The following is a 12,995-nucleotide window of genomic DNA, read 5'->3' on the forward strand; positions in this document are numbered from 1 at the left end:
ACCCGTGAGAGGACATCCTGATGAAGATGGCATTCGTGGCGGGCCTGGCCGTGACGGCCGCCCTGACCCTGATCGCTCCCGACGTCGAAGCCCAGGTCATCCGCGGCGGCCGCACGCAGACGTTCGTCGGTGCAGGGGGGCCCGTGTCGCTGACGCCGGGCGTGGGCTACGGCTATCGCGGATACGCTTCGGGGTACTCGACCGCCCCGGTCTATCACTACAGCTACTACGCCGTCCCGAATCCCGCCTACCCGGCCCGCGCCTACGTGGGACTCGACACGCCCGTCGACTTCCCGTTCCACGGCCAGGCCTATGGCCATCCCTATGATCCCTGGACCTGGCCCTACCTGGCCAACAACGGACGGGGCCTGGCGCGGTATTACGACCCGCCCGTGAAGTGAATCGCCCGGGCGTGGGGAGTTCAGGCGGCCGGGGCGGTCATCGCCCCTACTTCCACCTTCTCCTCACGCCTCCGCTTCCAGACCACGGAAATCAAATAGGCCACGATTGCCACGTTCAGGATCAGGACGGTCGCCCGGGGCGCCGTCAGCTTGTGGATCACCTCGTAGCATTCGAGCGGGATGAAGATCCCGGTCAGCACGACGGTGAGATACTCGGCCCACGGCTTCCTGAGCAGCAGCCCCACCCCCTCGATGGCATAGGTCAGGGCATACAGGATCGTCCCGCCCCCGATCACGCGGAGTTGCTTGGGCTGGATCCCCGAGACCTTCGTGATGGCCTCGTGGATGTAGCGGTTGTCGGGGTCGAGCTTGATCCAGGCGACCAGGCGCGTCGCGGCGGTGGCGAGGTCGGAATGGATCGAGTGGAGCAGCCCGACTCCCAACGCGGCGAGCAGGATGGCGCTCGCCACCTTGAAACCGCCGATCAGATACAGCCCGAAATGGCTCGACCCGTTGCGTGGCGACACGTGGCGTGATCCTGAGCGATGAGGGTAGGTGCGGACGCGATCAAGCCTGGACCAGATCCCAGTAAAAGTCCATGGTCCAGCGGGCGATGCTGGTCCAGCTGAAGAAGTGCTCGACCCTCTCGCGCGAGCGGGCCCCCATCTCGCGGAGCCGGGCGGGGTCGTCCAGGAGCTGGTTGATCGCCCCGGCCAGGTCGGCCGCGAACTTGCCGGGGTCCACCGGCTCGAAATCGGCCCCGCCCTGGGAGTCGACCGGGACGAGCAGCCCGGTCTTGCCCGGCACCACGACCTCGTTGATCCCCCCCACGGCCGAGGCGACCACCGGCGTGCCGCAGGCCATCGCCTCCAGGTTGATGATCCCGAACGGCTCGTAGACGGACGGGCAGACGAACAGGGCGGCGTCCGAATACAGGGCGATGATCTCGTCCTTGGGGACGATCTGGGGGATCCAGATGATCGGGTTGGCCGACTCGGCCCGGGCCCGTTCCACCCGCTCCGCCATCTCCTGGCCGATCTCGGGCGTATCCGGTGCCCCGGCGCAGAGCACGACCTGGACGCCCGGGCGGATCGACTTGATCGCGTTGACCAGGTGGATGATCCCCTTCTGCCGGGTGATCCGCCCCACGAACAGGACGAACGGGATCGCCGGGTCGATCCCGTACTTGTCCAGGACCGCGCGATCGGGGGACGGCCGATACTGCTGGAGGTCGATCCCGTTGTGGATCACCCGGATCTTGCTGTGCGGCACGCCGTACAGGTTGTGCACGTCGTCGCGCATCGCGGCGGAAACCGCGATCACGCCGTCGGCGTTCTCGTAGGCGATCCGCTCGACCCACGAGCTGGCATGGTAGGCGGTGCCCAGCTGCTCGACCTTCCAGGGGCGGTGCGGCTCCAGCGAATGCGTGGTCAGCACAAGCCGGGCGCCGGTCAATTGCTTGGCCAGGCAGCCGGCCAGGTGGGTGTACCAGGTGTGGCAGTGGATCACGTCCACGTCCTTGAGCATCCCCGCCATGACGAGGTCGCGGAGCATCGTGTCCTGGAACTTGGCGTGGCGGGGATCCTGCGACGGGAGCTTCGGGCCGGCGCCGACCCCTCGGACCCGGATGTTGCCCTGGTGCGACTCCTGATCGCCGAAGCAGATGATGTCGAGCGTGTGGTTGCCGTCCTCGACCCGGGCCAGCTCCCGGGTCAGGTACTCCACATGCACGCCGGCCCCACCATAGATGTTGGGCGGATACTCGTTGGTCAGGATCGCGATTCGCATGGCGGGGCGGGCCTCCGATCCCTCGCTCGGCGACAGGCCGGGCCGGACCGGCCGGGGCCCGCTGGCACATCGCGTCGTTTCCGGGCGAGGATCTCCCGACCATAAACCATCGCGGACCATGTGGCCAGGCCGCCACCGATCTCGAAATTCCCGGAGGACTTGGGCCGGGCCCGGCGCGGCCGACGCCTGGTATGGCAGGAGCCCTCGACGCCCCGGGCCTCCCCGACTATCATCGTTGTTGAACATCCCCCCGCCCGATCCGGCCCACCGCACCCACCGGCCCACGAACGGATGCCTCGATGACCCGAGCCTTCCCGGTCGCATGCGTCGCGATCGCCGCCGCGGCCACGCTCGCGACGGCCGCCGAGCCGCCGACGTTCGAATCCGACGTCCTGCCGGTCCTGAAGCAGACCTGCGTGGGTTGCCACGGGGCGAGGCGGCCGAAAGGGGGGATCGACCTTTCGAAGTTCCCCGACGCCGCGTCGGCCCGGCGCGATCCCGACCTCTGGGAGCGCGTCGGCGACGTGCTCACCGACCGGAGCATGCCCCCCCAGGGCAAGCCCGCCCCCGGCGACGACGAGCGGGGCAGGGCGGTCGAGGCGATCGCCGAGACGTTGAGCGTCCAGGAAGGCCCCCGCGACCCGGGCCCGGGGCCGGTCCAGCGCCTGACCCGATCCCAGTACAACAACACACTCCGCGACCTGCTCGGCGTCGACCTCCGCCCCGCCGATGCCTTCCCGGTCGACGGGGCCGGCGGCGAGGGGTTCGACAACAACGCCTCCACCCTGTTCGTCTCGCCGATCTTCATGGAACGCCACCTGGCCGCCGTGGCCGAGGTGATCGAGAAGGCCGACCCCACCTCGTGGCGCGTGGCCGTCCCCCGGGAAGGCGTGACAAAGGACGAGGCCGCCCGCCTCTGCATCGAGCGGTTCGCCGCCCGCGCCTTCCGCCGCCCGCCGGGCCGGGACGAGGTCGATCGCCTGATGGGCCTGTTCCGCCGCGCCGAGGCACGGGGCGACGACTTCGACGCCGCAGTGAAGCTGGCCCTCCGCGGGGCCCTGGCCTCGCCCCGGTTCCTGTTCATCGGCGAGGCGGCCAAGGGCGGGTCGGAGCCGTACCGGATCGATGATTACGAACTGGCCAGCCGCCTGTCCTACTTCCTCTGGTCGTCGTGCCCCGATGATTCTCTGTACGACCTGGCGAAGGCCGGCACGCTCCACGAGGACGAGGTCCTGGCCGGTCAGGTCCGGCGGATGCTCGCCGATACCCGGTCGGAGGCCCTGGCCCGCGACTTCGCCGGCCAGTGGCTGGGGGTCGACCGCCTGGCGACCGTCGCCGAGCCTGACGGGCGGACCTTCCCGACCTACACGCCGGCCCTCCGGGACGCGATGGCCGAGGAGCCGATCGCCTTCTTCCAGGGCCTGCTCCGCGACAACGCCCCGCTGCTCGACCTGCTCGACGCCGACTATGCCTACCTGAACCAGCCGTTGGCCGAGCATTACGGGATCAAGGACGTGGCGGGCAACGAGTTTCGCCGCGTCGCCCTGACGGACCGCTCGCGCGGGGGCGTCCTGGGGATGGGGGCGGTGCTGACCCTCACCTCCTACCCGCGCCGGACCAGCCCGGTCCTCCGGGGGAAATGGGTCCTGGAGGAACTGCTGGGGACTCCCCCCCCGCCGCCGCCGCCCAACGTCAAGGTGCTGCCCGCCGACGATCGCGCCCGGGAAGGGCTCACGTTCCGCCGGAGGCTCGAACAGCACCGGGCCGACGCCAAATGCGCCTCGTGCCACGCCAAGATGGACCCGCTGGGGTTCGGCCTGGAGACGTTCGACCCGATCGGTCGGCTCCGCGACACGGTCGGCGGCGAGCCGGTGGACGCCTCCGGCGTGCTGGCCGGCGGTGTCGAGTTCCGGGGCTCGGCCGAGCTCAAGAAGATCCTCCGCGACGACAAGCGCGACCTGTTCGTCCGCAACCTCTCGGGCAAGATGCTGTCCTATGCCTTGCGCCGGGGGCTGGAATATTACGACGCCCCGACCGTCAAGGAGATCGCCGCGGCGGTCGAGGCCGATGATTTCCGGGCCCAGTCCTTGGTGATCGCGATCGTCGAGAGCATCCCGTTCCGGTTCCGCCGCGATGCGGGCCCATCCGCCAACCCTTCACCCAAGGCCGAACCATGAGCCGACCGAGCCGGACGATCACGCGCAGGACCATGCTCCGCGGGGCGGGGGTGCTGATGGGCCTCCCCTTGCTGGACGCCATGCAGGCGACGAAGGCCCTGGGACGCCTGGCCGGAGGGGCCGCCGCGCCGGGCCAGCCGGTCCGGATGGCGTGCCTGTTCTTCCCCAACGGCGTGAACGCCAAGACCTGGACCCCCGAGCAGACCGGCTCGGACTACGCCCTCACGAAGACGTTGCAGCCGCTGGAAGCGGTCAAGGACCAGGTCCTGGTCCTGACCAACCTGTCCCACCGGGCGACCGACACCGGCGACGGCCACTACGCCAAGGACGCCGCCTGGCTGACCGGCACCACGATCCACCGCACCACCGGGTCGGCCCTGAACGCCCGGGGCACCTCGATCGACCAGATCGCCGCCAAAAGGGTCGGCCACTTCACGCCGTTGCCGTCGCTGGAACTCGGCGTCGAGCCGGTCACCACCGGGGTCGACACCAACGTCGGCTACACCCGCCTCTACGGATCGCACATCTCCTGGTCCACGCCCACCACGCCCCTGGCGCGGGAGATCAAGCCGAAGCTGGCGTTCGATCGCCTGTTCCGGCCCGACTCGGCCCGCCGGACCGGCACCCAGGCCGACGACGACCGGAGCATCCTCGACCTCGTCGGCGAGGACGCCCGCGCCCTGCGTCAACGGGTCGGGCAGGACGATCGTCGGCGGATCGATGAGTATCTGGAATCGGTCCGCGCCGTGGAGGCGAGGATCGCCCACGAGGCGTCCGGCCGCCGTGCCCTCTTGCGGGACGATCCCGCCGCCCGCGCCGCGATCGCCGAACTCGGCGGGCGGATCGACGCCTACCACAACGACCCGGGCCGGGCCCGCGAACGGAGGATGGACCACACCCCTCACGCCCGCCTCATGCTCGACCTGATGGTCCTGGCGTTCCAGACCGACTCGACGCGGATCGCCACCTTCATGTTCGGCAACGCGGTCAGCGGCAAGAACTTCTCGTTCCTGGAGGGCGTCTCGGGCTCCCACCACGAGATGTCGCACCACGAGAACGACGCGTCGAAGCTGGACCAGTACGAGCGGATCAGCCGCTGGCACGTCGAGCAGTACGCTTACATGCTCGACCGGATGCGGTCGATCCGCGAGGGGGAGGGGACCTTGCTGGACAACAGCCTCGTCCTGTTCGGCTCGGCCCTCCGCGACGGCAACAGCCACAACCCGCACAACCTGCCGACCCTGCTCGGCGGCAAGGGGGCCGGGGCAATCGCGCCGGGGCGGCACCTGAGCTACGCGAAGGATACGCCGATGGCCAACCTGTTCGTCTCGATGCTCGACCGCGTCGGGGCGCCGGTCGACCACGTGGCCGACAGCACCGGGCCGTTGCCCGGCCTGGACGACCCCGGTTTCCGGTCGGCCGACCCGGCCTGATCGGTTGCGTCGGCGGCGGGCCCGGTTATCCTGGCTCCGGACCAGGGGCCGGGCCGTCGCCGGCCCCGCACCGCCACCCACCCTGGATTCGCCCCCATGATCCGCACCTCCCTGGTCGCGCTCCTGCTCGTCGCGGCCTCGGCCCTGCCGGCCCGCTCGCAAGATGCGACGGCCCCCGAGAAAGTCCGGGCCTACGTCGGGACCTACACCAACAGCAAGAGCAAGGGCATCTACCTGCTCGAACTCGACCTGGCCACCGGCTCCGTGGCCGACAAGGGCCTGGCCATCGAGTCGACCAGCCCGTCGTTCCTGGCCCTCCATCCGTCCGGGAAGTTCCTGTACGCGGCCAACGAGGTGAACCGATTCGACGGGAAGCCGGTCGGCGGCGTCACCGGCTTCGCGATCGACGCGTCCTCGGGCAAGCTGAGCAAGATCGACAGCCAGCCTTCGGGCAGCCCCGGGCCCTGCCATGTGAAGGTGGACGCTACCGGCAAGGCCCTGCTGGTGGCCAACTACGGCGGAGGCTCGGTCGCGTCGTTCCCGCTCGACCCGTCGGGCAAGATCGGCCCGGCCGCGTCGCACGTCGTCCATCAGGGATCGGGCCCGATCAAGTCGCGCCAGGCCGGCCCGCACGCCCACTCGATCGACCTCGATCCGGCCAACAAGTTCGCCCTGGTCAACGACCTCGGGCTCGACCAGACCCTGACCTATGCCTTCGATGCCGACAAGGCGACGCTCTCGCCCGAAGCCGTCTCGATCGCAAAGAGCCAGCCGGGCGCGGGCCCCAGGCACCTGGCGTTCCACCCCAACGGCAAGTTCGTCTACGTGATCAACGAGCTGGACTCGACCGTGGCCGTCAGCGTCTATGACCCCGAGAAGGGGAAGGTCACCCCCTATCAGGTCATCTCGACCCTGCCCCCGGGGGGCGTGAAAGGGAGCACCACCGCCGAGATCGCGGTCCACCCGTCCGGCCGGTTCGTCTACGGGTCGAATCGCGGGGCCGACAGCCTGGTCATCTTCGCCGTCGATCCCACCTCGGGCCAGCTCGCCCTGGTCGGGTTCCAGCCCACCGGCGGCAAGACCCCGCGCAACTTCGCCATCGACCCGTCCGGCAAGTACCTGCTGGCCGCCAACCAGGAGTCGGACAACGTGGTCGTCTTCCGGATCGACCCGCAGGCCGGCACGCTCCAGCAGGTCGGCGAGCCGATCGCCGTCCCGCTGCCGGTCTGCATCCAGTTCGCCCCGATCGGCGGCTGATTCAGCCCCCTCGGGTCAGACGATAAACACCCGCGCCCACCTGCCGAAGCGATGGGCAAGCGGGGGCCTGGCTGATGTGACGGTGAGAGTCCTGCGTACATTGGGACACCGCACCATTTGTGGCGGGGAGGCATGGACCTGGCATGGACCTCGATTTCCATTGCCAGGTCCATGCGCCCCGTCGCCTATTCCCTGGAAGAATCGCCTCCTCCAGGGAGCTTCCCATGACCGCCACGATGAAATCCCTGCTTTGTGTCGCTGCTCTGGGTTTTGACGCTTCAGCCCATGGCCAGGGGCCCACGATCGACCCGCTGAAAGCCGAGGTAGACGACCTCCGGGTGCGGCTCATACGCTTGAATGACGAGGCAGAGTATCTTCGGGCGCGGCTCGAACGCGTGAACGCGGAGATCGCATTCACCGATCCCTTCAAGCGGGCTTTCGGGTCGGAGAACACTGATCCGACGCAATGGCTGGGGATGACCGATTCTGACATCGAACGCGTTGCGGATCGCATGATCTGGGTCGATCAGCGGATGAGAGAGGGCAAGTTCAAAGGCTACATCTCCAGCGATCCCTCGCCCAGAAAGGCTGCCCTGGACGACTTCGTCCGTTTCGTCAGGGATGGGAAACACAAGCATCATCGGGCCGCGATCGAGAAGGCTAAGGTAGTGGAGATGGAGAAGAAAGCCATCTTCGAGAAAGGCCGGGTCTTGGGTGATTGAAAGATGGTCATTATTCCGTGAAAGGATAAAGATTCAGTTAAGTGAGACGATTCGACTTTGGTCTGAAAATCATCAGAATTGTTTGGCCGCCACATGGTGACATGAGCACCATGACCGAGCCACGCAACTCACTGTCAGATCCCGCGCATCCGGCAGTACTCGCGGGCCTCCTCGAAGGCGGCCCGCAGGCGGACGAACTCGGCATGGCTGCCCCCCGCGTCCGGGTGGGCGGCCTTGCTCCGGACCCGGTAGGCGTCTCGGACCGCGTCCGAGCCGAACGGCGGGGCGATGCCGAGGATCACCGACCAGTGCGGCACGCCCGCGGTCGCGTCGACGTCCTCGGCCCCGCCGAAGGCGTCGGGGTAGAGGTGGCGGACCTCGTCGCGGAACCCCCGCCCGGCCGGGAAGACGTCGGGCAGGACCAGCCATCGGGCCACCCGCCAATCCTCGTCCTCGTCGTCGTCGAGGATCTCGCGGGCGAGGTCGGACCGCCGGAACGCCTGGTCGACCCGGCGGGCGAGCAGCCGGGCCATCGCCTCGGACGGGTCGGGGTGGCCGGCGGCTGGGTTCCAGAAGATCAGCCGGGCCGACTCGGCCAGGCGACGCGCGGAGGCATCCAGGCCCGCCCCGGAATCCCCCTGCGCGGCCTCGCCGCGCCAGAAGCCGACGACGGCGACCTCGAACAGGGTCAGCAGCCCTTCGGGGTCGGGCGGGATCGACTCGATGCGGCGCCTCGCCCGCAGTTCGAGGCCGAGCCGCCTGCGGACCCGCTCGCCGATCCACCGGACCATGTCGGCGTCCGGCTGCTCCTCGCGCGGGATCTCGTTCGGAGGCCGCGACCCCCGGCCCATCGCCTCGGCCGCCACGTTGAAGGCGAACGCCGCGAGGCCGGCGGTCTCGTAGATCCCCAGGTGGGCGTCCACGCCCTTGCCCTTGCGGATCTTCGCCACGAACCGCCGCCCGTTACGCGCCCGGGGCAGGGCGGAGACCCCCTTGTAGGGGCGTTCTTCGTTCCCCTTCTTCTGACCCATCGCGCCCCACCGCCTCCCGATTTCCTCGACCGCCCCCCCAAGTGGGGACCGATCAGCCTGACCGAAGGGGCGGGCCCGGGTCGAACGCAGTCGGAGGATCGGGGCCGATCGCCGCGCCGACTCCGACCTGCAACCTCCCTCGCGCCTCGACGCCCCCAGACCGCCTCTCGAAAGTGAGCGGCCCGGAATTTCTTTCCGATGCATCGAGGCGTACGACCCGGGGCTCTTCGAGGCCCAACCCCGACCGGCCCTCGGGAAAAACGAACCCAACGACCGAGTTCGCAATGGCCGACCCGATTGTGCTAGATCGACCGAGGAAAAACGAACCCAACGACCGGCCGAGCCCGACGCGACCCCGCCCGATCCTCCCGGATCGACCTGGGCGAAACGAACCCAACGACCCTTGCGGGCCGGGATCATCCCGCCGATTCGTCGCGGGTCGACCCGAGGAAAACGAACCCATCGCCGTCCAGATGCCCTCGCTGGCCGAGGTCCGCCCAGCCGCCCCGGCCCGGGACGAGGGCCTGGAGACGTCCCTCGGCGTCCGGGGGCAGGGGAGATCCCGCATCGTCCACGGCCCGGATGACGACCCCGGGGAGGGTGAGGCCCGCCGAGCCTTCCCGATGGCCGGGCTGGAACACCCCGACCGACGGCTGGGCGATGTCCTGGGCCGAGCCGGTCAGGGCTCCCAATGTCGGGTGGGTGTAGTGGGGCAGGGTCGGGTCCACGGTCTCCGGCGGGGCCATCGGCGCGATCTCCGCGGCCCGGACCCCGGCCTCCAGCACGGCCTGGCGCACGACGAACGCCGTCACGGGCGGCGGCACCGGCGGGCCGAAGACGACGACGACGCTCCGGCGGAGCCCCTGGGGCCATTTGCGGAGGAATCGGCCCCCCGAGTTGCTCAGCAGGCTGCCCCACAGGTTGCCCAGGTAGACCGGCACCACGACCGTCTCGGCATTCCCCGAGACGATCAGCTCAAGGCCGCGTTTGAACGGCCCGGTCAGGCCCGACCGGGAGATCTGGGCCTCGGGGAAGATCCCGAGCAACCCCCCGTCTTTCAGCACCTTCCGCCCGGCGTCGATGGCCGCCCGCTGGGCCCTCGGCCCGGACGCCGCCACCGGGATCAGCCCGCACCGGCGCGACAGCGAGCCGATCACCGGCAGCTTGAAGATCCCGGCGTACATCAGGGCCGTCCCCTTCCTGGGGAGCACCGCCGCCAGGAAGAAGCCGTCGAACCAGGTGATGTGGTTCGCCGCCAGCAGCACCGGGCCGGTCCTCGGGACGTTCTCCAGGCCGATGACCCGGATCCGATACCGCAGGGCGAGGACGATCCGGAGGAAGGGCTGGACCACCGTCGGCAGGATCGCGACGAAGATCGCCGCCGCGACGAGCATCGTCCCCGCCGCGATCGCGGCCCACGTCCAGGCTCCGATGGCGGCGAACAACGGCGGGGGGGGGAACATCGGCATCGATCGTCACCAGGGGTTTGGGCCGGAAAGGGATGGCGGGCCTCAGGGCCCGTGGCCCTCGGCCGGCGGTCGCGGCAGCCGGCCGGTCCGGAAGCATTCGCGAAACATCTCTTTGGCTTTTTCGGGGAGCGGAGAGGCTTCGAGCCGGGCGATCGTCTCCTCGACGGGGTAGGCGACCCGCTTCAGCTCGATCTTGTTCCCCTCGATGATCGCGTACGCGGCGCGGGGGTCGCCGTCGCGAGGGTTGCCCACGCTGCCCGGGTTGACCACCACGGTCCCCCCGGCGCGGAGGTTGAACTGCATGTGAGTATGCCCCACGCAGACGATGTCGGCCTCGACATCCTTCAGACGCCGCGTCCAGGCCTGCTCGTCGTTCATGACATACTCGTCGAGCGGGTCGCGCGGGGTGCCGTGGACCAGCAGGAAGCGCTTGCCGCCCAGCGTGAACCGGGCCATCAGCGGCAGCTGGAGCAGATACAACCGTTCTTCCGGCCCGAGCGCCTCCCACATCGACGGCCGGGTGACCCGGGTCAGGTAGCGATAGCCGGTCTCCCCCAGCACCGGCACCCCCTGGGCGACGCCGTGGTCGTGGTTGCCCCGGACGGCGTGGGTGGCGTGCTCCATGGCCCACCGGACGCACGGGCCGGGGTCGGGGCCGTAGTCGACCAGGTCGCCCAGGCACAGGCAGACGTCGTGGGGCTCGTCGATCGCCGCCAGCGCGGGCCAGTTGGCGTGGATGTCGGAAACCACCAGGATACGCATCCCACCCCCTCGCGGGTCGTCGGCCTCAACCCAGCCAGCGGTCGGCCCAGAGCTGGAACATCAACAGGGTCCAGAGCGGCTTGCGGTGGTCCCGGACGCCCGCGCGATGCTCGGCGACCCGCCGGGCGACCGCCTCGGGCCGGAACAACCCCTGCCGGGCCAGCCGGCCGGGTTCGAGGAGTTCGTCCATGAGCGGGCCCAACGGCCCTCGCAGCCAGCGTGCCACCGGGATGCCGAACCCCTTCTTGGGGCGTTCGAGGATCGAGGGCGGCAGGTGTCCGGCGACCGCCGCGCGGAGCAGGCGTTTGGATTGGCCCCGGCCAAGCTTGAACGAGGCCGGCAGGCTTTGCACGGAGTCCACCAGTTCCGCGTCCAGGAATGGGGCCCGGACCTCCAGCCCGCACGCCATGCTCGCCCGGTCGACCTTGGTGAGGATGTCGTCGGGCAGGTAGGTGTCCTGGTAGAGCCGCAAGGACCGGGTGAGCGGATCGAGGCCCCGGGGGAGCGCGTCGGCGCGGGCCAGGTGCTCGCGTTCCACGTCGCCGGCCGGCTCCGCCAGGACCTCGTCGATCTCGACCCCGGAGAACGACCCGAGCCAGCGTTGATGGGCCAGGGCCGCCGGCTCGCCGGCCCCGCGGAGGAACTGCTTGAGCTTGAAGTCGAGGCTGTAGTTGCCGTGATTCACGGGCAAGAGCCCGACCGCCGCGCCCGCCATCGCCCGCGCCGGGCGGGGGAGCCGGCCGAACCAGCGCGAGGCCCGCTCGATGCCGAAGGTGGGATATCCGGCCAGGAGTTCATCGGCCCCGTCGCCGCCCAGTGCGACCGTCACCTCCTCGCGGGCGAACCGGCTCAGGAGGTGGGTCGGCAGGATCGACGCGTCGCCGAACGGCTCGTCGAGCCAGCCGGCGACCTCGGGCAGCAGCTCCATCACCGTCTCGGCCGAGAACATCCGCTCTCGGTGGTCGGTCCCGAGGAAACCGGCCACGGCGCGGGCGTGGGCACTCTCGTCGAAGCTGGGATCCTCGAAGCCGATCGAGAACGTCCTGATATTCCGGGGCGGCTCCAACTCGCACAGGGCCGCCGCCACGCTCGACGAGTCGAGCCCGCCCGACAGGAAGACCCCCAGGGGGACATCGGACCTGCGGTGCCGGCCCACCGCCGCGCGAAATTCGTCCCAGAATCGGCCCGCCTCGCGGTCGAAGGCGGCCCGGCTCTCATCCGATCCCGCCTTGGGCTCGGGCGGGACCCAGTAGCGGGAGATCGCGGAGATCCCTCCCTCTCGTACCAGGACATGCCCCGGCGGCAGCTTCCGCATCCCGTCCCAGATCGCGTGCGGCCCGGGGACGTACTCGTAGAACAGGTAGCGGGCCAGGGACTGCGGGTCGAGCCGGCGTGCGACTTCGGGATGCCGGAGGAGTGCCTTCGGTTCCGACCCGAAGATCAGGGTGCCTCGGGGCGTCTCGGCATAGTACAGGGGCTTCTGGCCCATCCGGTCGCGGGCCAGGATGAGGCGCTGGCGGGGGATGTCCCAGATCGCCAGGGCGAACATCCCGTTGAGGTGGGCGGCGAAGTCGGGGCCGTATTCTTCGTAGAGGTGGACCAGGCTCTCGGTGTCGCACTCGGTCCGGAAGGTGTGGCCCCGGGCGATCAAAAGTGAGCGGAGGTCCGGGTCATTATAGATCTCGCCGTTGAACGTGACCCAGACCGTCCCGTCCTCGTTGCTCATCGGCTGGGCGCCGCCGGCCACGTCGATGATCGACAGCCGGCGATGCCCGAGCGCGGCGGGCCCATCGCACCAGAGCCCATCGCCGTCCGGCCCGCGATGGGCGAGGGTCGCGGTCATCCGGGCCAGGACATCGCGGTCGGCCCGCTCGCCGAGGCGGTTCACGAATCCGGCGATGCCACACATGGGGGGAGGGTCGTTGCTCCGGCGGAGGAGAGGGGGAAGGATGGGC

General features: G+C 69.7%; 11 protein-coding genes. 5 read left to right on the forward strand and 6 right to left on the reverse strand.

Annotated elements, in window-relative coordinates:
* Positions 1-20 precede the first annotated feature (20 nt).
* A complete protein-coding gene (locus TA3x_RS15065; protein WP_435015473.1) occupies positions 21-401 on the forward strand; it encodes a hypothetical protein in 381 nt (126 codons plus the stop codon).
* A gap of 20 nt (positions 402-421) precedes the next feature.
* Here the strand turns inward: TA3x_RS15065 and TA3x_RS15070 are convergent, their stop codons facing one another.
* Together TA3x_RS15070 and glgA are read right to left on the reverse strand one after the other, a co-directional pair.
* On the reverse strand, positions 422-928 hold the full coding sequence (locus TA3x_RS15070) for a DUF2127 domain-containing protein (RefSeq protein ID WP_435015474.1): 507 nt from the start codon (positions 926-928) through the stop codon (positions 422-424).
* Positions 929-968: 40 nt separating this feature from the next.
* On the reverse strand, positions 969-2,189 hold the full coding sequence (gene glgA / locus TA3x_RS15075; RefSeq protein ID WP_435015475.1) for a glycogen synthase: 1,221 nt from the start codon (positions 2,187-2,189) through the stop codon (positions 969-971).
* A 299-nt stretch (positions 2,190-2,488) separates the two neighbouring features.
* On the opposite strand from glgA, the gene TA3x_RS15080 reads away from it, so the two are divergent.
* From TA3x_RS15080 to TA3x_RS15095, 4 genes are all read left to right on the forward strand, one after another.
* Positions 2,489-4,366: a DUF1592 domain-containing protein gene (locus TA3x_RS15080; protein ID WP_435015476.1), complete on the forward strand. Its 1,878-nt coding sequence runs from the start codon at positions 2,489-2,491 to the stop codon at positions 4,364-4,366.
* Positions 4,363-5,799, forward strand: coding sequence for a DUF1552 domain-containing protein (locus TA3x_RS15085; RefSeq protein WP_435015477.1), 1,437 nt, complete (start codon positions 4,363-4,365; stop codon positions 5,797-5,799). Before TA3x_RS15080 ends, TA3x_RS15085 begins: the two co-directional genes overlap by 4 nt.
* A gap of 96 nt (positions 5,800-5,895) precedes the next feature.
* On the forward strand, positions 5,896-7,056 hold the full coding sequence (locus TA3x_RS15090; RefSeq protein WP_435015478.1) for a lactonase family protein: 1,161 nt from the start codon (positions 5,896-5,898) through the stop codon (positions 7,054-7,056).
* A gap of 224 nt (positions 7,057-7,280) precedes the next feature.
* Positions 7,281-7,778, forward strand: a complete 498-nt coding sequence (locus TA3x_RS15095; RefSeq protein WP_435015479.1) for a hypothetical protein — start codon at positions 7,281-7,283, stop codon at positions 7,776-7,778.
* A 134-nt stretch (positions 7,779-7,912) separates the two neighbouring features.
* On the opposite strand, the gene TA3x_RS15100 is transcribed toward TA3x_RS15095, so the two are convergent.
* The 4 genes from TA3x_RS15100 to asnB form a co-directional block, all read right to left on the reverse strand.
* On the reverse strand, positions 7,913-8,809 hold the full coding sequence (locus TA3x_RS15100) for a J domain-containing protein (protein WP_435015480.1): 897 nt from the start codon (positions 8,807-8,809) through the stop codon (positions 7,913-7,915).
* Positions 8,810-9,225: 416 nt separating this feature from the next.
* Entirely contained in the window at positions 9,226-10,272 is a 1,047-nt protein-coding gene (locus tag TA3x_RS15105; protein ID WP_435015481.1) for a 1-acyl-sn-glycerol-3-phosphate acyltransferase, read from the reverse strand.
* Between the two features lie 48 nt (positions 10,273-10,320).
* Positions 10,321-11,040, reverse strand: coding sequence for a metallophosphoesterase family protein (locus tag TA3x_RS15110; RefSeq protein ID WP_435015482.1), 720 nt, complete (start codon positions 11,038-11,040; stop codon positions 10,321-10,323).
* 25 nt (positions 11,041-11,065) lie between these two features.
* Complete coding sequence (asnB, locus tag TA3x_RS15115; RefSeq protein WP_435015483.1) at positions 11,066-12,949, reverse strand: asparagine synthase (glutamine-hydrolyzing); 1,884 nt, start codon at positions 12,947-12,949, stop codon at positions 11,066-11,068.
* Positions 12,950-12,995: the final 46 nt, after the last annotated feature.

Origin of the sequence: Tundrisphaera macrotermitis (genome assembly GCF_051175315.1) — a bacterium.
GTDB lineage: Bacteria > Planctomycetota > Planctomycetia > Isosphaerales > Isosphaeraceae > Tundrisphaera.

Bases quoted from the DNA above. Each gene is read 5' to 3' on its own strand.
- TA3x_RS15065 (WP_435015473.1), top strand. From the start codon at position 21: ATGAAGATGGCATTCGTGGCGGGCCTGGCCGTGACGGCCGCCCTGACC.
- glgA (WP_435015475.1), bottom strand. From the start codon at position 2,189: ATGCGAATCGCGATCCTGACCAACGAGTATCCGCCCAACATCTATGGT.
- TA3x_RS15080 (WP_435015476.1), top strand. From the start codon at position 2,489: ATGACCCGAGCCTTCCCGGTCGCATGCGTCGCGATCGCCGCCGCGGCC.
- TA3x_RS15085 (WP_435015477.1), top strand. From the start codon at position 4,363: ATGAGCCGACCGAGCCGGACGATCACGCGCAGGACCATGCTCCGCGGG.
- TA3x_RS15090 (WP_435015478.1), top strand. From the start codon at position 5,896: ATGATCCGCACCTCCCTGGTCGCGCTCCTGCTCGTCGCGGCCTCGGCC.
- TA3x_RS15095 (WP_435015479.1), top strand. From the start codon at position 7,281: ATGACCGCCACGATGAAATCCCTGCTTTGTGTCGCTGCTCTGGGTTTT.
- TA3x_RS15100 (WP_435015480.1), bottom strand. From the start codon at position 8,809: ATGGGTCAGAAGAAGGGGAACGAAGAACGCCCCTACAAGGGGGTCTCC.
- TA3x_RS15105 (WP_435015481.1), bottom strand. From the start codon at position 10,272: ATGTTCCCCCCCCCGCCGTTGTTCGCCGCCATCGGAGCCTGGACGTGG.
- TA3x_RS15110 (WP_435015482.1), bottom strand. From the start codon at position 11,040: ATGCGTATCCTGGTGGTTTCCGACATCCACGCCAACTGGCCCGCGCTG.
- asnB (WP_435015483.1), bottom strand. From the start codon at position 12,949: ATGTGTGGCATCGCCGGATTCGTGAACCGCCTCGGCGAGCGGGCCGAC.